The organism is Streptomyces sp. NPDC088387, assembly GCF_044753385.1.
Classification (GTDB): Bacteria; Actinomycetota; Actinomycetes; order Streptomycetales; family Streptomycetaceae; genus Streptomyces.
The window spans coordinates 507,755-529,949 of the sequence record NZ_JBIVNC010000007.1; the positions used below are offsets into that span (position 1 = coordinate 507,755).

Here is a 22,195-nt window from a genome sequence, read left to right on the forward strand (position 1 = left end):
GATCTGTGCGGAGCGCGGCGGAGACGTCCCCCGATCGGATCAGGCGATCGTCACACCACGCGGGTGCGGGCGGCGCTCACGCCTCGAAGGGACGCGCCGGCCACGGCGCCTCGGCCGGGCGCAGTGCGTCGAGGCCGTCACCGGCCCGTGCGGCCACCAGGGAGAGCACCCCGACGACGAGGCAGTTGTTGTGGAGTTCGCCCGCCAGCGCCCCGCGCACGAGCTCCTCGACGGGTACCCGGGCCAGCTCCAGGTCCAGCTCCTCGTGCTCGGCCTCGAACCGCTCGCCCTCGACCTCGGACAGCCCCCGGGCGAGGAAGATCCGTACGGCCTCGTCGCAGCCGCCCGGCGTGGTGTAGACGTCGGTCAGCACGCGCCAGTCCTCGGCCTTGACGTGCGCCTCCTCGTAGAGCTCGCGCTGGGCGGCGTGCAGCGGGTTCTCGCCGGGGACGTCGAGCAGTCCGGCCGGGATCTCCCAGAGCTTGTGGCGTACGGGGTGGCGGTACTGGCGCAGCACCAGCACCCGGCCCGCGTCGTCCAGGGCGAGGATCGCGACCGAGCCGGGGTGCACCTGGTAGTCACGGCGGACAACGGTCCCGTCGGGCATGACCACGTCGTCCGTGCGGACGGAGGTCTTCTTGCCCACGAAGGGGGTCCCGGTGGCCCGGATCTCCCACTCCTCGGGGGTGTCCTTGATCGTCATGCCCTGTCCCTCCACGTGCACACGGAAAAGCCGGGGTGCCCACCTTTGAAGGTTTGCACCCCGGCCACCGTACAACTGGTGTGTTACTTCGAATCCTTCGACGCGGAGCCGGTGGACGCGGCGGACGCGGCGGTCCCGGTGGGCTCCTCGGCCCCCGCCGCCCCGGCCGTCCCCGCGTTCTCCTTGCGCTCCACGGCCGCCTTCACCAGCCCGGCGAACAGCGGGTGGGGGCGGGTCGGGCGCGAGCGCAGCTCCGGGTGGGCCTGGGTGGCGACCAGATAGGGGTGGACGTCACGGGGGTACTCGACGTACTCGACGAGCTTGTTGTCCGGCGAGACGCCCGAGAAGAGCAGGCCGGCCTGCTTCTCCAGCTCCGCGCGGTAGGCGTTGTTCACCTCGTAGCGGTGCCGGTGGCGCTCCTCGACGTACTCCTTGCCGTCGTACACCTCGCGCACGATCGAGCCCTCGGCCAGCTTGGCCGGGTACATGCCCAGGCGCATCGTTCCGCCCATGTCGCCGTCGCCGGCGACGATGTCCAGCTGCTCGGCCATGGTGGAGATGACCGGGTGGGCGGTGGCGGCGTCGAACTCGGTGGAGTTGGCGTCCTTGATGCCGGCCAGGTTGCGCGCGGCCTCGATCACGATGCACTGGAGACCCAGACAGAGGCCGAGCAGCGGGATCCGGTTCTCGCGCGCGTACTGGATGGCGCCGACCTTGCCGGAGACACCGCGGTCGCCGAAGCCGCCGGGGATGCAGATGGCGTCCACGTCGGCGAGCTGCTCGGCGGCGCCCGCCGGGGTCTTGCAGTCGTCGGAGGTGACCCACTTGATCTTGACGCGGGTCTTGTTGGCGAAGCCGCCCGCGCGCAGCGCCTCGGTGACCGAGAGATAGGCGTCGGGCAGGTCGATGTACTTGCCGACCAAGGCGAGGTTGATCTCGTGGCGCGGCCGGTGGACACGGTCGAGCAGGTCGTCCCAGGTCGTCCAGTCCACGTCGCGGAACGGCAGGTCGAGGCGGCGCACGGCGTAGGCGTCCAGGCCCTCGGAGTGCACGGTCTTCGGGATGTCGTAGATGGACGGCGCGTCCGGGCAGGCCACCACGGCGTCCTCGTCGACGTCGCACATCAGCGAGATCTTGCGCTTGATCGCGGTGGGCACCTCGCGGTCGCTGCGCAGCACGATGGCGTCCGGCTGGATACCGATGTTGCGCAGGGCCGCAACCGAGTGCTGGGTCGGCTTCGTCTTCAGCTCTCCCGAGGGGCCGATGTACGGCAGGAGCGAGATGTGCACCACGAACACGTTGTCCCGGCCGACCTCGTGCCGGACCTGACGGACTGTCTCCAGGAACGGCAGCGACTCGATGTCGCCGACCGTGCCGCCGACCTCGGTGATGACGACGTCCACGTCGTCCGCGGCCATGCGGCGGATCCGGTTCTTGATCTCGTTGGTGATGTGCGGGATGACCTGGACGGTGTCGCCCAGATACTCGCCGCGGCGCTCCTTGGCGATGACCGTCGAGTAGATCTGCCCGGTCGTGACGTTTGCAGAGCCGTCCAAGTCGCGGTCGAGGAAACGCTCGTAGTGTCCGATGTCCAGGTCGGTCTCGGCGCCGTCGTTGGTGACGAAGACCTCGCCGTGCTGGAAGGGGTTCATCGTGCCAGGGTCGACATTGATGTACGGGTCGAGCTTCTGCATCACGACGCGCAGGCCCCGGGCCTTGAGCAGCATGCCCAGGCTGGAGGCCGTCAGGCCCTTGCCGAGCGAGGAGGCGACACCCCCGGTGACGAAGATGTGCTTGGTCGTCGAAGATTTGGGTGGCATGGCCAAGACGGGGCTCCCGTGGTCGCGGTCTGGGGGTGCGGTGCGGCTGCCGGACCGGCTGTTGCCGGCGGCGCCGTCGCTGCGGTTCGGGGGTTTTACTCCCACCGGTCCACGGGCTACCAGGGTATCAGCGCCGCGGAGCGACGGCGTCCGGCCACGCTCCGCGCATGTTCCGACACTCACGCCGACCTCTTACGGGCCGCTCACCAACCGCTCACCCGATCGGCTCACCCGCGTTGCCCGGAGCGGCGCGCAGATCATCTACGTGCGTCGTATCCTGCTCGGACACTCGCTGCCGAGCGCACCGGAAACAGGGCACCACCCCCGCCCGTATTCCTCCGGAACAACGAGAGCTCGTCAGTTCGTTGAGCAACGACGGTCGTTTTGCCAGACGGCTGATCGACTGCTTTGCTTCACCGCTCAACGACGCATTTCAAACACCCCTTGACCGCACTAGCGACAGCCCCTTCATGGGGTGACGTGGCCGTTCGACTGGAGTTGCACGTGGCCGGGCGCATCGAAGACTACGCACTCATCGGAGACATGCAGACCGCCGCACTGGTCTGCCGGGACGGCACGGTGGACTGGCTGTGCCTGCCCCGCTTCGACTCGCATGCCATCTTCGCCGGTCTGCTGGGCACCGAGGACCACGGTTTCTGGCGGATCGGCCCGGCGCACGCGTCGGACTCCGAACCGCCCACGGCGGCCCGGCGCGGCTACCGCGGGGACTCGCTGATCCTGGAATCGGAGTGGGACACCCCGCGCGGCACGGTCCGGGTGACCGATTTCATGCCGCCGCGCGACGGCGCGCCGCAGCTGATCCGGATCGTGGAGGGCGTCACGGGCCGGGTCCCGATGCGCTCGGCCCTGCGGATGCGGTTCTCCTACGGCCGGATCGTCCCCTGGGTGCACAAGCACGACGGGCGTACGGTCGCGGTCGCGGGCCCGGACTCGGTGTGGTTCGACACATCGGCGGAGACCTACGGCAAGTCGCTCACGACCTACGCCGACTTCACGGTCTCGCCGGGTGAGCGGATCGCGTTCACCATCTCCTGGGAGCCCTCGCACAAGCAGCCCCCGCCGCTGCCCGAGCCGGAGCAGTCCCTGGAGGCGACCGAGGACTTCTGGCGGGAGTGGGTCGAGCACTGCACGTACCACGGCCCCTACCGCGAGGCCGTGGTCCGCTCGCTGATCACGCTGAAGGCGCTGACGTACGCCCCGACGGGCGGCATCGTCGCCGCGCCCACCACGTCCCTGCCGGAGGAGATCGGCGGTGTCCGCAACTGGGACTACCGCTACACCTGGCTGCGGGACGCGGCCATCACCCTCTCCTCGCTGCTGCGCACCGGCTACCGCGAGGAGGCCCGCGCCTGGCGCGAGTGGCTGCTGCGCGCGGTCGCCGGCGACCCGGAGAACCTCCAGATCATGTACGGCATCGCCGGCGAGCGCGAGCTGGGCGAGGCGGAGCTGGACTGGCTGCCCGGCTACGAGAACTCCGGCCCGGTCCGCGTCGGCAACGGCGCCGCGCACCAGCTCCAGCTCGACGTCTACGGCGAGGTCACCGAGGCCCTGCACCTCGGCCACATGACGGGCCTGGCCCGCAGCGACTACGCCTCGCTGCTCCAGCTGAAGCTCATCCGCTACCTGGAGGGCCACTGGCAGGAGCCGGACGAGGGCATCTGGGAGGTGCGCGGCCCGCGCCGCCACTTCGTGCACTCCAAGGTGATGGCCTGGGTCGCCGTCGACCGCACGATCAAGCTGATCGAGTCCGGTGACGCGGACGGCCCGCTGGAGCGCTGGCGCGAGCTGCGCGACGACATCCACCGGGACGTCTGCGAGCGCGGCTACGACAAGGAACGCAACACGTTCACGCAGTCCTACGGTTCCAAGGAACTGGACGCCTCCCTGCTGCTGATCCCGCAGATGGGCTTCCTGCCGCCGGACGACAAGCGGGTCATCGGCACCATCGAGGCCATCCAGCGCGAGCTGTCCACACCGGACGGCTTCATCCTGCGCTACCCGACCTCGGGCGGCGACGAGGGTGTGGACGGGCTGCCCGGCGACGAGGGCGCCTTCCTGGCCTGCTCGTTCTGGATGGCGGACGACCTCGCGATGATCGGCCGCGTGGACGAGGCCCGCAAGCTCTTCGAGAAGCTGCTCTCGCTCCGCAACGACCTGGGGCTGCTCGCCGAGGAGTGGGACCCGCGCCTCCAGCGCCAGGTGGGCAACTTCCCGCAGGCCTTCAGCCATGTCCCGCTGATCGACACGGCCCTGCGGCTGACGGCCTCCGGGGCGTACGGCGGCTGACGGTCCTCGCGCGGCCCGGCCGCCCGTCTCCGGTGGAGGCGGGCGGCCGGGCCGTTTCTCACGGGTCTTCTCGCGCTGACGGTTCTCACACGGCCGCGGACGTCTCCGCGCGGTCGTCGTCCGGGCGCTCGGCCGCGTCTTCCAGGACGACCCGCCCGATGACCTCGTACCGCGCGGGATGCCTGGCCCGCAGATAGAGGCCGAGGCCGAGCCCGCCGAAGAAGACCAGGCCGACGATCCACGGGATGGACTTGAAGAACAGCGAGTCGGCCGCCGCGCCGGCCGCGGTGTCCAGGTTGACCACCAGCAGCACCACCACGGCCGTCATGCCGATCCCGCCGAGCAGCGGGGCGGTGAAGGTGCGGAACCAGTGCCGGTCCTCGGGATGGTTGCGCCGGAAGTAGCCGATGACGGCGAAGGAGCACAGGGTCTGCACGATGAGGATCGCCATCGTGCCGAGGATCGCCAGCAGGGTGTAGAGGTGGGTGTACGGGTCCTGCCCGGTCAGCCAGAACGCGCCGACCAGCCCGACCGCGATCGCCGACTGCACCACCGAGGCGACGTACGGCGATCCGTGCCGGGGGTGGGTGCGGCCGAGGGCCGGGTGCAGGAAGCCCTCGCGGCCGATGGCGTACAGATAGCGGGACGCGCACTGGTGGAAGGCCATGCCGCAGGCGAACGAGCCGGTGATCAGCAGCCACTGGAAGGCGTCGACGGCCCAGGCGCCGATGAAGGTGTGCGCCGGGTCGAAGAACAGGTCGAGCGGGCTGCTGCCGGAGGAGACCTCGACCGAGCCCTTGAGGCCGTTGCCGGCGATCGTCATCCAGGAGACGTAGATGTAGAACAGGCCGACGCCGATCACCGAGATCAGCGTGGCGCGCGGGATGACCCGCTTGGGGTCGCGGGACTCCTCGCCGTACATCGCGGTCGACTCGAAGCCGACCCACGACCAGAACGCGAAGAACAGTCCGAGGCCGGCGGAGGCGCCGGTGAAGGCGTTCTTGGGGTTGATCGGTTCGACCGGGATGCCGTCCGGGCCGCCGCCGTTCAGCAGTACGGCGGTGGCGACGGCGAAGAGCACCGCGATCTCGGCGATCAGCATCACGCCGAGGGCCTTGGCGGTGAGGTTGATGTCGAAGTACGACAGCACCACGGTGACCAGCAGCATCGCGGCGGCGTACAGGATCCACGGCAGGTCCACACCCAGCTGGTCCTGGACCGTCGTGCGCGCGAAATAGGCGAAGACGCCCACGATGGACGCCTCGAAGACGATGTACGCGAGGACGGCCAGCATGCCGGAAGCCATGCCCGCGATCCGGCCGAGGCCGTGTGAGATGAAGCCGTAGAAGGCGCCCGCGGCCGTGATCCGGCGGGCCATGGCGACATAGCCCACGGAGAACACCGTCAGCACGAGCGTCGCGAAGAGATAGCCGGCCGGGGCACCGGTGCCGTTGCCGAAGCCGACCGCGATCGGCAGGTTGCCGGTCATCGCGGTGATGGGCGCGGCGGTGGCGACGGCCATGAAGACCACGCCGACCAGGCCCACGGAGTTCGCCTTGAGGCGGTGCACCTCGCGCGCGGGCGCCGGGTCGCCCGGCATGGGTGCCGGAGTCCCTGGCGGGGGTGCCGGAGTCCCTGGCGGGGGTGCCGGTGTCCCTGGCGGGGGATTCTGTGCCATTCCGCCCTCTTCCTGCTCCGTCACGACGAAAACCGAAGATCACGCGGGAGTGTCCTCGCGGATTCGACAGTGTGGCCGTCCGGTGATCCACACCACAACCGGCACCCGGTCGCGGAATCCGGCGCACGGCGCGACGCAGTGTCGGGCCGCGCGCCCCGGTGATCGTCCCCGTAACCGCCAGGAGATGTCATCGGAACCTCCGCGCAGGTACCGTCCGCCTCATGGACAGCCGCACGGACCCCCGATTCGACAGTCACGACGCCGGGATCACCGTGCAGCGGGCGCTGGAGCTGCCCGGACTGCGCAGCGGGCTCCCGGAGGTACTCGCGGGCGCCGACCGGCTGCACCGGACCGTGCGCTGGGTGCACGCGGGCGAGGTCCCGAACATCGCCTCCCTGCTCAAGGGCGGCGAACTGCTGCTGACCACGGGCTACGGCCTCGGCACCCGCCCCGCCGAGCAGCGCGCCTTCGTGCGCACCCTCGCCGAGCGCGGGATCGCGGCCCTGGTCGTCGAGCTGGGCCCGCGCTTCACCCGGCTGCCCGCCACGCTGGTGGAGACGGCCCGCTCGGCCGGGCTGCCGCTGGTCCAGCTGCACCGCGAGGTGCCGTTCGTGACGGTGACCGAGGAGATCCACACCGAGATCGTCAACGGGCACTACGCGCTGCTGCAACGCGCCGAGGAGGTGCACCGGCGCTGCACCGAGGCGCTGCTCGGCGGCGGCGGTGTGCCGCAGGTCCTCGGCATCCTGGCCGACTTCAGCGACAACCCGGTCTTCCTGGAGACCGCGGAGGGGCTGCTGCTGTACGCGGCGGGCGCCGGGCCCGAGGGCGCCGAGCCGCTCCAGGTGTGGGAGGGGCTGCGCGGACAGCACAAGGACGCGCCGCCGCCCGCCGGTTCGGTCGTCGTCGACGTGCCGGGCGGCGGACCGGGCACCGGCTCGGTGCGGGCCCGGCTTGTGCTGCTGCCGGTGCGCGGTCCGCTGGCGCCGGTGCACCGGATCGCCGCCGAGCGGGCCGCCGGCATCCTCGCGGTGGTCCTGATGCAGGCCCGCCAGGACGAGGAGCTGGCCGCGCGCGGGCGCGGCGACTTCCTCACCGACCTCGCCGAGGGCCGGATCCCGGCCGACGAGGCGCCTGCGCAGGCCCGTGTCCTCGGCTTCAAGCCGGGTGGCAGCCCGCTGCTGCCGGTCGTCATGCGGCTCGGCGACCCGCTCTCCCAGGGCGGGGGCTGGGCGCTGCTGGCCCGCGCGGTCGCCGAGGAACTGGCCTCGGTCGGGGTGCCGGTGCTCCTTGGTGTGCGGCCGGTGGAGGGGCGGGTGCCGCTGCTGCTGGGCCTGCGCTCGGAGTCGGAGCGGGCGGCGGTCGCCGACCGGGTCGCGGCGGCGCTGCGCGCGGGTGTGGAGCGGGCCGGGATGCAACGGCCGGGCGCCCAGCCGCCGGTGGTGGTCGTCGGGGTGGCGGGCAGCTGGGCGGCGGCGTCGGCGGGTCTGCGGCACGCGGCGGAGACGGCGACCGCGGCGCAGGGCCTGTCGGACCGGGCCTGGTACGACGCCCGGCGCCTCGACATCGACCTGCTGCTGTGGCGGCTGCGCGACCACCCGGACCTCGCCGCGTTCGTGGACCGCGCGATCGGCCCGGTCCGCGACCACGACCGGCGCTCCAAGCCGCCCCTGCTGCCCACCCTGGAGACCTATCTCGCCCACGCGGGCCGCAAGGCGGAGACCGCCCGCGAGCTGCACCTCAACCGCCAGACCCTCTACAACCGGCTGGCCCGCATCGGCGAACTCCTCGGCACGGACCTGGACGACCCGCAGACGGTCCTGGCGCTGAGCCTGGCCCTGCGCGCGAGACGACACGCCGGGTGAGGGTGCACGCCGGGTGAGATGAGACCGGCGGCGGATGAGGTGAGACCGGCGCTTCAGAGCATCGGCCGGGGCTGCGTCAACTCGTCGTACACACTCAGCACTTGCGCGACCGTCTCGTCCTCCGTCGGCCAGTGCGCGGCCTGCCGCTCGCCCTTGTGCCGCAGCTCCTCCCGGCGTTCGGGGTCGCCCAGCAGGCGGACGACCGCGTCGGCGAGGGCCTCCGGGTCGCCGTACGGGACGAGTTCGGCGGCGTCGCCGACGAGTTCGGGCACACCGCCCACGGCGGTCGCGACGAGCGGCACGCGCGCGTGCAGCGCCTCCTGCGCGAGGACCGAGCGCGACTCCCAGCGGCTGGGCTGCACCACGAGGTCTGCGGCGGCGAGCAGTTCGGCCGCGTCGTCCCGCCGTCCCAGCAGCCGTACCGGCAGGCCCTCGTCCTCGATCCGGCGTTGCAGCGCCGCCCGCAGCGGACCCTCGCCGGCGACGGCGACCAGCGGCGCCGGGTCCAGCCGGCGCCACGCGCGCGAGGCGTCGAGCAGCACCTCGAAGCCCCGGTGGCGTTCGAGCGCGCCCACGGCCAGCAGCAACGGGCGCCCGGTGGCACCGAGTTCCGCGCGGAACTTGGCGCGATCCGGCTCCTCGTGCCGGGGCGGACGCGGACCGGGCAGCGCCGCCGGGGCGAGCCGGGCGTCACGTGCTCCCGTGCGGCGCGCGCGGTCCACGAGGTCGGAGGTGGTGCCGAGGACCACGGAGGCGGCCCGCACGACCCGGCGTTCCAGCATCCGCAGCAGATGGGCGCGGGCGCCTTCCGCGTGGGCGTGGTTGTGCCAGGTGACGACCAGCGGGGTGGAGCGTCCGCTCAGCGCCAGGACCGCGCGGAAGGAGGCGTGCAGCCCGTGCGCGTGCACCAGGTCGGCGTCGGCGCAGACCGCGCGGAGCGCCGCCACGGAGGCGGGGTCGCTGCTGCGCGGCACGGGCGCGTGTTCGGCACCGGCCCCGCTGAAGTCGTGGGTGTACTCGGCGTCGAAGGGGGCGCACACGGTGACCCGCACGCCTCGGGCGACGAGCCCCGCGGACAGCGAACGCACGTGCGCGCTGCTGCCGGCATTGCCGCCGCCCAGCACCTGCACGGTGCGCAGCGTCGACTGGCCGTGCGGTGAGTGGCTGCTCACGGGGGTCACGTGGCCGGGGCTCCTGGTTCGGCATAAAACGGTCACGAAGAAACGTACAGAAGGATCGTGCGCAGGGGGTGTACCGCGTGGCCTCCTCCGTGTACCCCGCCAAGGATGCCAGCACGCACGGGCGTTCCCGCAACGCGCGAGGTCACGAGCCGTCACAGAGAGCTCATCGGAATCCCTCGCACGAGTGACACGGCAAAGCCGACGAAGCCGGTGAAAGGGCCGCTACCCGTCCGCGCGGGCCGTCTCCAGCAGTTCCTCCGCGTGGGCGCGGGCCGTCTCCGAGTTCTCCTGGCCGGCCAGCATCCGCGACAGCTCACGGATTCGCTCCTCGCCCTCCAGGACCTTCACGCCCGAGCGTGTCACCGAGCCGTCGTTGGTCTTCTCGACCAGCAACTGCCGGTCCGCGAACGCGGCGACCTGCGGCAGATGGGTCACCACGACCACCTGCGCGCTCTTCGCGAGCCGTGCGAGCCGGCGGCCGATCTCGACCGCCGCCTTGCCACCGACACCTGCGTCGACCTCGTCGAAGAGATACGTCGGCACGGGATCCGTCCCCGCGAACACCACCTCCACGGCGAGCATCACCCGCGACAGCTCACCGCCGGACGCGCCCTTGGCGATGGGCCGCGGCGGCGCCCCGGGGTGCGGCGCGAGGAGCAGTTCGACCTCGTCGGCGCCCGACGGCCCGTACGCCACGGCACGGCCGCCGACCTCGACGCCCTCCGGGTCCTCGGTCTGCCGGATCTCGAACGACACGCGCGCGTGCGGCATGGCGAGGGAGGCCAGCTCGGCGGTGACCGCGGCGGCGAACCGGTCGGCGGCCTCCGTACGGGCGTCGGTCAACGCCTGGGCCAGTCCACCCAGTTCGGAGCGGAGCGCGTCCCGCTCGGCGGTGAGTTCGCCGATCCGGTCGTCGTCGCCGTCGAGTTCGGTGAGCCGGGCGGCACTCTGCTCGGCCCAGGCGAGCACGGAGTCGATGTCGTTGCCGTACTTGCGGGTCAGCGCGTTCAGCGAGGCCCGCCGCTCCTCGACCGCCGCGAGCCGCAGCGGATCGGCGTCCAGGTCGTCGGCGTACCCGGCGAGTTCCCCCGCCACGTCGCCCAGCAGGATCCCGATCTCGCCGATCCGGTCGGCGAGCGCGGCCAGCGCCGGGTCGTGCGACCGTACGGCCTCCAGGGCCCGGTGCGAGCCCGCGACCAGGGTCGCGGCGTCCACGCCCTCGGGGTCCTCCGGGTTGCCGGCCAGCGCGGCGTGCGCGGCCGTGGCGGCGGACGCCAGCGCCTCGGCGTGTCCGAGCCGCTCGGCCTCCTCCGCGAGTTCCACGTCCTCACCGGCGCGCGGTTCCACCCCGGCGATCTCGTCGAGCCCGTACCGCAGGATGTCGGCTTCCTGGGCCCGCTCACGCGCGCGGGTGGTGATCTCGTCCAGTTCGACGGCCACGGCCCGCAGCCGCCGGTAGGCCTCCGCGTACTTCGCCAGCGGCCCGGCGACCGCGTCACCCGCGTACCGGTCGAGCGCCTGGCGCTGCCGCGACAGCTTCAGCAGCCCCTGCTGGTCGGTCTGCCCGTGCACGGCGACCAGCTCGTCGGCCAGCTCGGCCAGCATCCCCACGGGCACCGACCGCCCGCCCAGATGCGCCCGGGACCGCCCTTCGGCGGAAACGGTACGGCTGATCAGCAGGGCCCCGTCGTCGAGCTCGGCCCCGGCCTCCTCGGCACGCAGCGCGGCGGACGTGCCGGAGGGCACGGTGATGCGCCCCTCGACGACCGCCTTCTCCGCGCCGAGCCGGACGAGCGCCGGGTCCGCGCGCCCGCCGAGCAGCAGCCCGAGGCTGGTGACGACCATGGTCTTGCCCGCGCCGGTCTCACCGGTGACCGCCGTGAAGCCCGGCGACAACTCGACGACAGCATCGTCGATGACCCCGAGCGACCGTATCCGCATCTCCTCCAACACGAACACGACCTTACGAGGTCCCGGACCGTAAGTGCGACCGCCCCACCTCTGAAACGCGGGCCCGGGGTGTGCGCCACCTTCGCAGCGCCGGGCCCCTGAACGCCCTGGGGGGCGCCGGGCTGCGTCAATGGCGGCTCCGTCGCGGGGCGCGATCAGCCACAATCCACCCGCACCCGCCAACGCTCGAAGTCCACCCTCCCGGATGGCGCCGCAGCACCCCCGAGCGCCCGGCGCTAGTGCGGCGCCCCGCGCCAACCCGCGACCGGCAACGCGAACTTGGCCACCAGCCGATCCGTGAACGACGCATGATGCAACCGCGCCAAACGGACCGGCACAGCCCCCCGCCGCACCTCCACCCGCGCCCCCGCGGGCAGCTCCACGGTCCGCCGCCCGTCACACCACAGCACACCCGGCGGAATGTGCGGCAGCACCTCCACGGCCAGCACCGAGTCCGGCGAGGTCACCAGCGGCTTCGCGAACAGCGCGTGCGCGCTGATCGGCACCATCAGCAGCGCCTCGACCTCGGGCCACACCACGGGCCCGCCCGCCGAGAAGGCGTAAGCGGTCGACCCGGTCGGCGTGGACAGCACGATGCCGTCGCACCCGAACCCCGTCACCGGGCGCCCGTCGATCTCCAGGACGACCTCGAGGAGCTTCTCGGCGCCGGCCTTCTGCACGGCCGCCTCGTTGAGCGCCCAGTCGGTGTGCACGATGTCACCGTTGCTGTGCACGACGACGTCGACGGTCATCCGCTCCTCGACCTCGTACGCCTTCGTCACCACCCGGTCGACGACCTTGTCGAGATCGTCGCGCTCGGCCTCGGCGAGGAACCCGACCCGGCCGAGGTTGACGCCCAGCATCGGCACCCCTGACGCCCGCGCGAACTCCGCGCCGCGCAGCAGCGTCCCGTCGCCGCCGAGCACGATCAGCAGTTCGCATCCGTCGAGGCACTGCGGAGTCGCCTCCTTGACCAGCTGCACCTCCGGCGGCAGCGGCAGGTCACGCGCCTCGTGCTCCAGGACCCGCACCCCGATACCGGACTTCAGCAGCCCCCGCACCACCAGCTCGGCGCTGCGGATGGCCGCCGGACGCCCGGTGTGGGCGAGGAGGAAAACAGTACGAGATCGGTTCGGTGTCAACGCGGCCCCTCCGCCACAGCACGGTCAACGTCGGCCGGGTCCAGTTCCGGAGCCCCGGCGCGCAGCCAGAGAAAGTACTCGACATTCCCCGAGGGTCCGGGCAGCGGACTCGCCGTCACACCCCTCACCCCGAGGCCCTGCTCCCACGCCTTCGCGGCCACCCCGCGCACGGCCTCCGCACGCAGTTCCGTACTGCGTACCACTCCCCCGCTGCCCAGCCGCTCCTTGCCGACCTCGAACTGCGGTTTCACCATCATCACCAGGTCGGCGTCGGGCTTCACACACCGCACGAGGGCCGGCAGCACCAGCCCGAGCGGGATGAAGGAGAGATCCCCCACCACTAGATCCACAGGCTCCCCATCGATCACTTCAAGCGTCAACTCGCGTACGTTCGTACGGTCCTTGACGGTGACGCGTTCATCGCTCCGGAGAGTCCACGCGAGTTGGCCGTAACCCACGTCCACGGCGACGACATGGGCCGCGCCCGCGCGCAGCAGCACATCGGTGAACCCGCCCGTGGAGGCGCCCGCGTCGAGCGCCCTGCGGCCCTCGACGACCAGACCCTGCGGGACGAACGCGTCCAGCGCGCCGGCCAGCTTGTGGCCGCCGCGGGACACGTAGTCGGGGTCGTTGTCGTCGCTCGCGACGACGATGGGGGCCGCCGTCTCCACCTGGGTGGCGGGTTTGGTCGCGAGGGTCTTGCCGACGGAGACCCGGCCCGCGGCGATCAGCTGGCCGGCGTGCTCACGCGAACGCGCGAGCTTCCGGCGGACCAGCTCCGCGTCCAGACGGCGACGTGCGACTCCTGCCACGTTCGGTTCAGCTCCTGTGGTGGTTACGACGCCGGGGGCGCCGGTCGGTGCGGCGGCGGGGGCACCTGGGGTCCCGGGGGGCGGGCGTCGAGCGCGGTGAGCGCGTCGCGCAGCCCCCGGTGTACATCCTCGTACACCTCGACGTGTCCGTCCGTGGCGAGGTGGTCGGCATCGGCCAACCGGTGCAGCTGCGCGTCGACCTCGGCGTTGCCGGTGGGGGCGCGCGGGACGTGCAGGGGGGCGGGTGCGGCGGGGTCGTGCTCGGGCTCGGCGCCCGCTTCCGCCACCTCCGGCTCACTGCTGTGGGCGGCCTCTGCCGGCCCGGCTTCGGTCCCCGGAATCCCCGTCCCCGGGAGTGCGTCGCTCATGCCCCGACGCTACCGCGAAGCACTGGGGTACCGTCGGTCGCCATGGCGACCAAGGAGGAGTGCCGCGCCGCACTCGAACGGCTTTCGGACAGCATGGGGCGCTCCGAGGGCGACGTCCGCGCGGCGACGAACCTGGACCGCTCGGTGAGCTGCCACATCACCGACCTCGACCTCACCTTCGTGGGCCGGATGACCGGTGGCCGGATCGTGGTGCACGACACGGTCGAGGGGCCGCCGCGCGAGAAGGCCCAGATCAGGCTGGCGATGTCCGGCGACGACCTGGTCGCCCTGGTCGACGGCGGGCTGAACTTCGCGCACGCGTGGGGCTCGGGCCGGGTGAAGCTGAAGGCGAGCCTGTCGGACCTGTTCCAGCTCAGGAAGCTTCTGTAGCGGCGACCTTCGTCTTCATGTCCCCGCTGTCCCCGCTGTCCCCGCTGTCTTCCATGACCCGCGTACGCGCCTTCCGCGCGGCCGGCACCACCAACGGCGTACCGGTCTCCGGGTCGTCGATGACCTGGCAGCGCAGCCCGAACGCCTCCTCGACCAGCTCGGCCGTGACGATCTCGTTCGGCGCGCCCTGGGCGATCACCTCGCCCTCCCGAAGGGCGATGAGGTGGGTGGCGTAGCGGGCGGCGTGGTTGAGGTCGTGCAGCACGGCGACCAGCGTCCGCCCCTGCTCCTCGTGCAGTTCGGCACAGAGGTCGAGTACGTCGATCTGGTGCTGGATGTCGAGATACGTGGTCGGCTCGTCCAGGAGCAGCAGCGGGGTCTGCTGGGCGAGGGCCATGGCGATCCACACACGCTGGCGCTGACCGCCGGAGAGCTCGTCGACGTACCGGTCGGCCAGTTCGGTGACGCCGGTCTGGCGCATGGACTCCTGGACGACCCGCTCGTCCTCGTTCGACCACTGGCGCAGGATGCCCTGGTGCGGGTAGCGGCCGCGGCCGACCAGGTCGGCGACCGTGATCCCGTCCGGCGCGATGGAGGACTGCGGCAGCAGACCGAGCGTCCGGGCCACCTTCTTGGCGGGCATCGACTGGATGACCTGCCCGTCGAGCAGCACCCGGCCGTGGTGCGGCTTGAGCATCCGGGACAGGGCCCGCAGAAGCGTCGACTTGCCGCACGCGTTGGGACCGACGATCACCGTGAAGGAGTTGTCGGGGATCTCCACCGACAGCTGTTCGGCGATGACGCGCTGGTCGTAGGCGAGGGTGACGTTCTCGGCGGACAGGCGGTTCACGGTGCTCCTCGGGTTGTTCTGGTTCGCGGTGGCGCTCATATCCGGCCCGCCTTGCGTTCGGTGACCAGCAGCCACAGCAGATAGACACCGCCGAGCACCCCGGTGACCACACCGACCGGCAGCTGGTCGGCGCCGAAGAGCCGCTGCGAGGCCCAGTCGGCGGTGACCAGGAGGGCGGCACCCATGCACAGGGACGGCAGCAGGTTGGGGCCCGGCGAGCGGGTGAGCCGGCGGGCCAGCTGCGGGGCGGTGAGCGCCACGAAGGCGACGGGCCCGGCCGCCGCGGTAGCGGCCGCGGTGAGCAGGACGGCGGCCAGCATCAGCACCAGCCGCACCCGCTCGACACGCACCCCGAGCGCGTACGACACGTCGTCGCCCATCTCCAGCATCCGCAGCCCGCGCGCGTTGACCAGCACCAGCGGCAGCAGGGCGACGCACAGCACCAGCAGCGGCCAGACCTGCTCCCAGCCCCGGCCGTTGAGCGACCCCGTCATCCACACGACCGCGCGGGCCGCGTCGACGAGGTCGGCCTTGGTGAGCAGATAGCCGTTGATCCCGACGAGGATCGCCGACACACCGATACCGACCAGGACCAGCCGGTATCCATGGACGCCCCGCTTCCACGCGAGCACGTAGATGGCGGTGCCGGTCAGCAGACCACCGGCCAGCGCGCCCGCGGTGACCTGCTCGGCGCTGCCCGACAGCAGCACGATCACGGTCAGCGCGCCGGCGGTCGAGCCCTGTGCGAGGCCGAGCACGTCGGGGCTGCCGAGCGGATTGCGCGAGATGGACTGGAACAGCGCGCCACCGAGCCCCAGCGAGGCGCCGACCAGCAGTCCGACCAGGACCCGCGGCAGCCGCAGCTCGTTGACGATGAACTCCTGGCCCGCGTTGCCCTGTCCGACCAGCGTCCTGAGTACGTCGAGCGCGGAGATCGGGAAGTCCCCCGTGCCGATCAGCAGCACACTCGCGGCGAGCGCGACGACCAGCAGCAGGCCTACGACGATCAGGGCCCGGACGTCCAGCCGCAGCGAAAGCCCGCCGGGGGTACGGAGGACGCGCTGCCCGCGGACCCCCTCGCCGCCCCGCGCGGCCCTGTCGGACGCGGCCGTCGCGCCGCCCGCTTCCGCCGTGTCCGGCGTGTCCGGCGTGTTCACCGCGGTCTTCACAGCTGGGTCGTCCTCCGCCGTCGTACGAGAAAGATGAAGACCGGTCCGCCGAGGACGGCCGTGATGATGCCGACCTGAAGTTCCGCGGGCCGGGCCACGATCCGGCCGATCACATCGGCGCCGAGCAGCAGCACGGGCGACAGGACGGTGGCGTACGGCAGGATCCAGCGCAGGTCGGGGCCGGTGAAGGAGCGCACGACGTGCGGCACCATCAGGCCGACGAACACGATGGGGCCGCAGGCGGCGGTCGCGGCCCCGCACAGCACGGTGGCGGCGAGCATCGAGAGCGCGCGGGTCCGGTTGAGGTTGGCGCCGAGCGCCTTGGCAGTGTCGTCGCCCATGGCCATCGCGTTGAGCGGCCGGGCGAGGGCGAGCGCGAGCAGGGTGCCGGCCACGATGAAGGGCAGGACCTGGACGATGGTCTCGTTGGTCGCCGAGTTCAGCGAACCGACCGTCCAGAAGCGCATTTTGCTCAGCGCCGCCTCGTCCACGATCATCACGGCCTGGAGATAGCCGTAGAGGGCGGCGCTGATGGCGGTGCCGGCCAGCGCGAGCCGTACCGGTGTGGCACCGCGGCTGCCGCCGAGAAACCAGACCAGCGCCCCGACCGCCGCGGCTCCGGCGAAGGCGAACCACACGTAACCGGTGAGGCTGGTCACGCCGAAGTAGGTGATGGCGGTGACGACCGCGGCGGACGCTCCGGCGTTGATGCCGAGCAGTCCGGGGTCGGCCAGCGGATTGCGGGTCAGGGCCTGGAGCACGGCTCCGGCCAGCCCGAGGGCGGCGCCGGCGAGCAGTCCGAGCGCGGTGCGGGAGAGCCGCTCACCGACCACCACGTCGGCATAGCGCCCCGAGTCCTGGAAGAGACCGTGCCAGACCTCGCCCATCGACAGCTGTTTCGCGCCAACCGCGATGCTCGCAAGGGCGATCAGCACCAGGACCGCCAGGGCGACCAGCAGACCAAAGCTGCGTATCGCCCGGCGGTTTGGGGGTGCGGCCACGGACTCCGCACGAGGTTCGGGAGGGCTCTCTACCAACACGCAGTTAGGTTAGCCTACCCTCGCATTGGATCACGATCCCCGTGCCGGGCGGCTGCCCGCACCCGCTGGTGAGCCCGGCCGTCTCCCTCGTCACAACGCCAGTCGCGCCAGCGCCTTCTCCGCGTCCAGCTCGCACGAGCCGTCACCGGCGTGAGTCCAGGCAGCCGCGCACAGCGCGCGCAGCCCGTCGAGGGGGCCGCCCTCACCGTCGAGTTCCAGCCGCCCCGCACCGGCCGTCGCCGTCCAGCCACCGCACCGGAACCCGTCACCGGCCGGCGTCACCTCGGGCTGCCCGGTGAGCAGTCCACGCAGGTCGGCGTCGACGAAGGTCGGCCGGTGCGGCGGCGGAGCGGCGAGCAGCTGCGCGCCGTCCGTCACTCCGGTGAGCACCAGCAGCGAGTCCACCTCGCCGTTGAACGCGCCCTCGATGTCCGTGTCCAGCCGGTCCCCGACCACCAGCGGCCGCTCGGCCCCGGTCCGCAGGATCGTCTCCCGGTGCATCGGCGGCAGCGGCTTGCCCGCGATCTGCGGCTCGGCACCGGTGGCGATCCGGACCACCTCCACCGCGGCCCCGTTGCCCGGCGCGATGCCGCGCGCGCTGGGAATCGTCAGATCGGTGTTGGACGCGAACCACGGCACCCCGCGCGCGATGGCGTAACACGCCTCCGCGAACCGGCCCCACGCCAGCTCCGGCCCGCCGTACCCCTGCACCACCGCCGCCGGCTCGTCGTCCGCCGACTCCACCGGCTCAAGACCACGCTCCCGCAGCGCCACCCGCAGCCCGTCCCCGCCGATGACCAGCACCCGGGACCCGGCCGGCAGCTGCTCGGCGATCAGCCGCGCCACCGCCTGCGCGGAGGTGATCACATCCGCCGCTCCCGTGGGTATCCCCAGGGCGGTCAGATGCGCGGCCACCGTGTCGGGCGTCCGCAGCGCGTTGTTGGTCACATAGGCCAGGTGCATTCCGTCCGCACGGGCCGTGGCCAGCGAGTCGACGGCGTGCGCGATCGCGCGACCCCCCGCGTACACCACTCCGTCGAGGTCGAGCAGCGCCGTGTCGTACGCCTCGTTCAGCGCGCGCTCACTGCTCTCCGGCCTGGTCCTGACGCCCTGGCTCATTCCACATCGCTCCTCGCTGCACCGGCTTTCCCCCGATCATCCCGCATCCCACTGACACACGTACGATGCCGGGATGAACACAGCAGGTCACTCGGAAGCAACGAAGCGCCGGGGCCTGGAACTCAACCCGTTCCGAGGCCTTCGCTACGACCCCGACCGGGTCGGCAGCCTCGCCGCGGTGACGTCCCCTCCGTACGACGTCGTGGTCCGCCCCGACGGCCTGCTGCACCTGGAGGCCGCCGACCCGCACAACATCGTCCGGCTGATCCTCCCGCAGGCATCCACCCCCGCCGCGCGCAACGCCCAGGCCGCCCACACCCTGACCCGGTGGCGCGCCGACGGCGTCCTCACCGCGGACCCCGAACCCGCTCTGTACGTCTACGAACAGAGCGACGGACACGGCCTGCTGCAACGCGGAGTCATCGGCACCCTGCGCGTCTCGGACCCGTCGGAACAGGTGGTCCTCCCGCACGAGGACGTGATGCCGCACATCGTCGCCGACCGCGCCGACCTGATGCGCGCGACCTCCGCCAACCTGGAACCCCTGCTCCTCACCTACCGTGGCGACGAACCGACGGCCCCCACTGCGGAGCTGATCGAACGCACCGCCGAGCAGCCCCCGCTCCTCGCCACGACCACGGAGGACGGGTACCACCACCGGCTCTGGGCGGTCACCGACCCCGCGGACATCACCGCCGTACGCGCCGACCTGTCCCGGCACCAGGCCCTGATCGCCGACGGCCACCACCGCTGGGCGACCTATCGCCGCCTCCGCGCGGAGCACCCCTCGCCGAGCCCGTGGGACGACGGTCTGGTCCTCCTCGTCGACACCGCCCGCTATCCGCTCCGCGTCCGCGCCATCCACCGGCTGCTGCACGACGTCCCGGTCCCGGACGCGCTGGCCGCACTGAAGGGCCTGTTCCGGATACGCCGGATCGACACCCCCCTGGCCCCGGCCTTGGAGTCCCTCGCCGGGGCGGCGGCCGACGGCAACGCCTTCCTGCTGGCCGGCGACGGCGCCTTCCACCTGGTGGACCGACCGGACCCCGAGCTCCTGGCCCGTACGATCCCGCCGGACCGCCCTCTCGCCTGGCGCACCCTGGACGCCACGGTCCTGCACGCGGCCCTGCTCGACCACGTCTGGCACATCCCCGAGGACTCCCCGGCCCACATCGCCTACATCCACGACACGGCGGCCACGGTCGAGAAGGCGGAACGCGACGGCGGTACGGCGGTCCTGATGCACCCGGTCCGCGAGGAGGTCGTGCGCGAACTGGCCCGCCAGGGCGTCACGATGCCGCGGAAGTCGACGTCGTTCGGCCCGAAGCCGGCGTCGGGCCTGGTGCTGCGAGCCCTGGACCTCTGAAAACGCCGAAGGGGCGGGGTTCCTTGGAGGAACCCCGCCCCTTCTGTCGTCGTCAGTCCTTGTCGCCGTCGACGTCCTCGTCATCCAGGCCGTCGTCGAGTTCGTCATCGAGTTCGTCGTCAAGGTCGTCGTCGACCACGACGGAAGCCGTGTGCGGACGGGCCTCTTCGGCCTCGGCCTCGGCCTTGACCTCGACGCCGCCCGCGTTCTCGTCCTGGTCCTCGTCATCGTCCAGGGCGTCGACGAAGTCCACCCCGTCCAACGCGGCGAGCCGGTCCGAGGCATCGGTGCTGCCGTCGCGGTCGGCCTCCACGGCCTTCGCGAACCACTCCCGTGCCTCCCCGACCCGCTCGGCCTCCAGCAGCGCGTCGGCATACGCGTACCGGAGCCGCGCGGTCCACGGCTGTACGGAGTTGGAGGCCAGCTCGGGGCTCTGAAGCGTCACGATGGCCGCGTCCAGCTGCCCCAGATCACGCCGGGCACCGGCCACCACGAGCCGCATCTCCACCTGCCCGGCCTTGTCGAGCTTCTGCACCTCGGGAGCGCCGGCCATGTCCAGCGCCTTCTCCGGCCGCCCGAGCCCACGCTCACAGTCGGCCATCACGGGCCACAGGTCCGCGCTCCCGGTCATCCGCCGGGCCGCCCGGAACTCCGCGAGCGCCTCCGCGTACTTCTGGCTGGCGTACGCGGCGAACCCCGCGGCCTCCCGTACGGCGGCGACACGCGACGCCAGCCGCAACGCGATCCGCGAGTACGCGTAGGCGCCCTCGGGGTCCTCGTCGATCAGCCGGGCCACCATCACCAGGTTCTTGGCGACATCGTCCGCGAGCGTCTTCGGCAGGCTCAGCAGCTCCTGCCGTACGTCCTTGTCGATCTCCTCGCCCGTGACGTCCTCGGGGATCGGCAGCCGCTTGATCGGCTCACGGTCCCGCTCCCGCTCCTCACGGAACCGGCCACCGCCGGTGGTACCGCCACCGCGCCGGTCGTCCCGCCCACGGAACCCACCGGGCCGCGCACCCCGGTCGTCGCGGCGAGGCCCGCGCGCACCACGGTCGTCGCGCCCACGGAACCCACCACGGTCGCCGCCCCGGCTGTCACCGCGGCTGTCGTCGCGCCGGAAACCACCACGGTCCCCGTCACGCCGGTCGTCTCGTCGATCGTCGCGGCGGAAGGCCGGACGGTCGCCACCACGGTCGTCACGACCGCCTCGGTCGTCCCGCCGGAAGGGAGGACGGTCCCCGCCACGGTCGTCACGACCAGCGCGGTCATCACGCCGGAAGGGAGGGCGGTCCCCACCGCGGTCATCGGTACGACGGTCGTCACGCCGGCCGTAGCTCCCACGGTTGTCTTCGCGCCGGAAGCCACCACGATCGTCGTCGCGACGGGGGCCACGGTTGTCGTCCCGACGGGGATAGCTCCCACCTCGGTTGTCGTCCCGACGCCCGGCACCACCACGGTCGTCGGTACGGCGGTAACCACCACGGTCGTTGTCCCGACGCTCACCACGATCGCCGCGGTCGCTCCGGTCGTCACGCCGGAAGGTGGGACGGTCCCCACCACGGTCGTCACGGCGGAACGACGGACGATCCCCGCCACGGTCATCACGGCCACCACGGTCGTCACGCCGGAAGGGCGGACGGTCGCCACCACGGTCGTCACGGCCTCCTCGGTCGTCACGCCGGAAGGTGGGACGGTCCCCACCACGGTCGTCACGGCGGAACGACGGACGATCCCCGCCACGGTCATCGCGACCACCACGGTCATCGCGCCGGAACGTGGGGCGGTCGCCACCACGGTCGTCACGGCGGAAGGCCGGCCGGTCGCCACCACGGTCGTCGCGACCGCCACCACGGCGGTCACGGTCGTCGTCACGCCGAGGCGGACGCCCACGGTCATCACGCTGGAACGACGGACGGGGGCCACGGTCGCCACCACGGTTGTCGTCCCTACGGTCGTTGTCGCGACGGAAAGACGGACGGTCGCCCCGGTCACTGCCACCCGGTCGGCCACCCCCGGACCGGTCGTCACGGCGGAAACCTCCACGGTCACCGGCGCGCTCGCCGCCACGGCTGTCATCGCGCCGGCCGTAGCCACCACGGTCGGTGTCGCGACGGAAGCCGCCGCGATCACCGCGGAATCCGCCACGCTCGCCGCGGTCACCGCTGTCCCGTCGCCGCTGGTCGCGTTCGGGTCGGTCGTCGGGAGAGTTGGTGGACATCGGTGACTCCTGTCTTCGGTACCGCAAGTCATTCTCGCGCAGCCGGGTACCCGGCGCGCTCTGGAAAAAGAAAAAGGACCCTTGGTCCCAGCTGAACGCTGGGACCAAGGGTCCTTCCAAAGATTGTTCGGCGGCGTCCTACTCTCCCACAGGGTCCCCCCTGCAGTACCATCGGCGCTGTAAGGCTTAGCTTCCGGGTTCGGAATGTAACCGGGCG

Annotated in this window: 17 protein-coding genes, 1 rRNA gene and 1 pseudogene; 4 read left to right on the forward strand and 15 right to left on the reverse strand. The window is 72.0% G+C overall.

Annotated elements, in window-relative coordinates:
- Positions 1–76: 76 nt before the first annotated feature.
- Both ACIQAC_RS21720 and ACIQAC_RS21725 read right to left on the reverse strand, forming a co-directional pair.
- On the reverse strand, positions 77–703 hold the full coding sequence (locus ACIQAC_RS21720; RefSeq protein WP_402193372.1) for an NUDIX domain-containing protein: 627 nt from the start codon (positions 701–703) through the stop codon (positions 77–79).
- Positions 704–786: 83 nt separating this feature from the next.
- The gene (locus ACIQAC_RS21725) at positions 787–2,523 is read right to left on the reverse strand and encodes a CTP synthase (RefSeq protein ID WP_402193373.1); all 1,737 of its coding nucleotides are present in this window, start codon (positions 2,521–2,523) and stop codon (positions 787–789) included.
- Between the two features lie 504 nt (positions 2,524–3,027).
- On the opposite strand from ACIQAC_RS21725, the gene ACIQAC_RS21730 reads away from it, so the two are divergent.
- The gene (locus tag ACIQAC_RS21730; protein WP_402193423.1) at positions 3,028–4,830 is read left to right on the forward strand and encodes a glycoside hydrolase family 15 protein; all 1,803 of its coding nucleotides are present in this window, start codon (positions 3,028–3,030) and stop codon (positions 4,828–4,830) included.
- Between the two features lie 85 nt (positions 4,831–4,915).
- On the opposite strand, the gene ACIQAC_RS21735 is transcribed toward ACIQAC_RS21730, so the two are convergent.
- A complete protein-coding gene (locus tag ACIQAC_RS21735) occupies positions 4,916–6,430 on the reverse strand; it encodes an APC family permease (RefSeq protein ID WP_402193375.1) in 1,515 nt (504 codons plus the stop codon).
- 299 nt (positions 6,431–6,729) lie between these two features.
- On the opposite strand from ACIQAC_RS21735, the gene ACIQAC_RS21740 reads away from it, so the two are divergent.
- Positions 6,730–8,373 (forward strand): PucR family transcriptional regulator, encoded by a 1,644-nt coding sequence (locus ACIQAC_RS21740; protein ID WP_402193377.1) that lies wholly within the window; start codon positions 6,730–6,732, stop codon positions 8,371–8,373.
- A gap of 53 nt (positions 8,374–8,426) precedes the next feature.
- Here ACIQAC_RS21740 and ACIQAC_RS21745 read toward each other — a convergent pair whose 3' ends face one another.
- From ACIQAC_RS21745 to ACIQAC_RS21765, 5 genes are all read right to left on the reverse strand, one after another.
- Entirely contained in the window at positions 8,427–9,554 is a 1,128-nt protein-coding gene (locus ACIQAC_RS21745; protein WP_402193379.1) for a glycosyltransferase family 4 protein, read from the reverse strand.
- A 222-nt stretch (positions 9,555–9,776) separates the two neighbouring features.
- Positions 9,777–11,507: a DNA repair protein RecN gene (recN, locus tag ACIQAC_RS21750; RefSeq protein ID WP_402193381.1), complete on the reverse strand. Its 1,731-nt coding sequence runs from the start codon at positions 11,505–11,507 to the stop codon at positions 9,777–9,779.
- A gap of 233 nt (positions 11,508–11,740) precedes the next feature.
- Positions 11,741–12,646: an NAD kinase gene (locus tag ACIQAC_RS21755; protein WP_402193383.1), complete on the reverse strand. Its 906-nt coding sequence runs from the start codon at positions 12,644–12,646 to the stop codon at positions 11,741–11,743.
- A complete protein-coding gene (locus ACIQAC_RS21760) occupies positions 12,643–13,458 on the reverse strand; it encodes a TlyA family RNA methyltransferase (protein ID WP_402193384.1) in 816 nt (271 codons plus the stop codon). Before ACIQAC_RS21760 ends, ACIQAC_RS21755 begins: the two co-directional genes overlap by 4 nt.
- Positions 13,459–13,481: 23 nt before the next feature.
- Positions 13,482–13,826: a hypothetical protein gene (locus ACIQAC_RS21765; protein WP_402193385.1), complete on the reverse strand. Its 345-nt coding sequence runs from the start codon at positions 13,824–13,826 to the stop codon at positions 13,482–13,484.
- A gap of 42 nt (positions 13,827–13,868) precedes the next feature.
- Between ACIQAC_RS21765 and ACIQAC_RS21770 the strand changes: the two genes are divergently transcribed.
- Positions 13,869–14,216 (forward strand): SCP2 sterol-binding domain-containing protein, encoded by a 348-nt coding sequence (locus tag ACIQAC_RS21770; RefSeq protein ID WP_402193387.1) that lies wholly within the window; start codon positions 13,869–13,871, stop codon positions 14,214–14,216.
- On the opposite strand, the gene ACIQAC_RS21775 is transcribed toward ACIQAC_RS21770, so the two are convergent.
- The 4 genes from ACIQAC_RS21775 to ACIQAC_RS21790 form a co-directional block, all read right to left on the reverse strand.
- Positions 14,200–15,105 (reverse strand): ABC transporter ATP-binding protein, encoded by a 906-nt coding sequence (locus tag ACIQAC_RS21775; RefSeq protein ID WP_402193388.1) that lies wholly within the window; start codon positions 15,103–15,105, stop codon positions 14,200–14,202. The genes ACIQAC_RS21770 and ACIQAC_RS21775 overlap by 17 nt on opposite strands.
- Positions 15,102–16,235 carry a FecCD family ABC transporter permease gene (locus ACIQAC_RS21780; RefSeq protein ID WP_402193389.1) on the reverse strand — a complete coding sequence of 378 codons (1,134 nt, stop codon included), beginning with the start codon at positions 16,233–16,235 and terminating at the stop codon, positions 15,102–15,104. The genes ACIQAC_RS21775 and ACIQAC_RS21780 overlap by 4 nt, the downstream gene beginning before the upstream one ends.
- Positions 16,232–17,275, reverse strand: a complete 1,044-nt coding sequence (locus ACIQAC_RS21785; protein ID WP_402193391.1) for a FecCD family ABC transporter permease — start codon at positions 17,273–17,275, stop codon at positions 16,232–16,234. Before ACIQAC_RS21785 ends, ACIQAC_RS21780 begins: the two co-directional genes overlap by 4 nt.
- A gap of 90 nt (positions 17,276–17,365) precedes the next feature.
- The gene (locus ACIQAC_RS21790; protein WP_402193392.1) at positions 17,366–18,394 is read right to left on the reverse strand and encodes an HAD hydrolase-like protein; all 1,029 of its coding nucleotides are present in this window, start codon (positions 18,392–18,394) and stop codon (positions 17,366–17,368) included.
- 73 nt (positions 18,395–18,467) lie between these two features.
- Between ACIQAC_RS21790 and ACIQAC_RS21795 the strand changes: the two genes are divergently transcribed.
- Positions 18,468–19,760, forward strand: coding sequence for a DUF1015 family protein (locus tag ACIQAC_RS21795; protein WP_402193393.1), 1,293 nt, complete (start codon positions 18,468–18,470; stop codon positions 19,758–19,760).
- 52 nt (positions 19,761–19,812) lie between these two features.
- On the opposite strand, the gene ACIQAC_RS21800 is transcribed toward ACIQAC_RS21795, so the two are convergent.
- The 3 genes and pseudogenes from ACIQAC_RS21800 to rrf form a co-directional block, all read right to left on the reverse strand.
- A complete protein-coding gene (locus ACIQAC_RS21800) occupies positions 19,813–20,667 on the reverse strand; it encodes a hypothetical protein (RefSeq protein WP_402193425.1) in 855 nt (284 codons plus the stop codon).
- A gap of 489 nt (positions 20,668–21,156) precedes the next feature.
- Positions 21,157–21,636, reverse strand: a pseudogene (locus tag ACIQAC_RS21805) (RNA helicase); the annotation flags it as partial.
- A 467-nt stretch (positions 21,637–22,103) separates the two neighbouring features.
- Positions 22,104–22,195, reverse strand: a 5S ribosomal RNA gene (gene rrf / locus ACIQAC_RS21810); the annotation flags it as partial.

Bases quoted from the DNA above. Each gene is read 5' to 3' on its own strand.
- ACIQAC_RS21720 (WP_402193372.1), bottom strand. From the start codon at position 703: ATGACGATCAAGGACACCCCCGAGGAGTGGGAGATCCGGGCCACCGGG.
- ACIQAC_RS21725 (WP_402193373.1), bottom strand. From the start codon at position 2,523: ATGCCACCCAAATCTTCGACGACCAAGCACATCTTCGTCACCGGGGGT.
- ACIQAC_RS21735 (WP_402193375.1), bottom strand. From the start codon at position 6,430: ATGCCGGGCGACCCGGCGCCCGCGCGCGAGGTGCACCGCCTCAAGGCG.
- ACIQAC_RS21740 (WP_402193377.1), top strand. From the start codon at position 6,730: ATGGACAGCCGCACGGACCCCCGATTCGACAGTCACGACGCCGGGATC.
- ACIQAC_RS21765 (WP_402193385.1), bottom strand. From the start codon at position 13,826: ATGAGCGACGCACTCCCGGGGACGGGGATTCCGGGGACCGAAGCCGGG.
- ACIQAC_RS21770 (WP_402193387.1), top strand. From the start codon at position 13,869: ATGGCGACCAAGGAGGAGTGCCGCGCCGCACTCGAACGGCTTTCGGAC.
- ACIQAC_RS21775 (WP_402193388.1), bottom strand. From the start codon at position 15,105: ATGAGCGCCACCGCGAACCAGAACAACCCGAGGAGCACCGTGAACCGC.
- ACIQAC_RS21790 (WP_402193392.1), bottom strand. From the start codon at position 18,394: ATGAGCCAGGGCGTCAGGACCAGGCCGGAGAGCAGTGAGCGCGCGCTG.
- ACIQAC_RS21795 (WP_402193393.1), top strand. From the start codon at position 18,468: ATGAACACAGCAGGTCACTCGGAAGCAACGAAGCGCCGGGGCCTGGAA.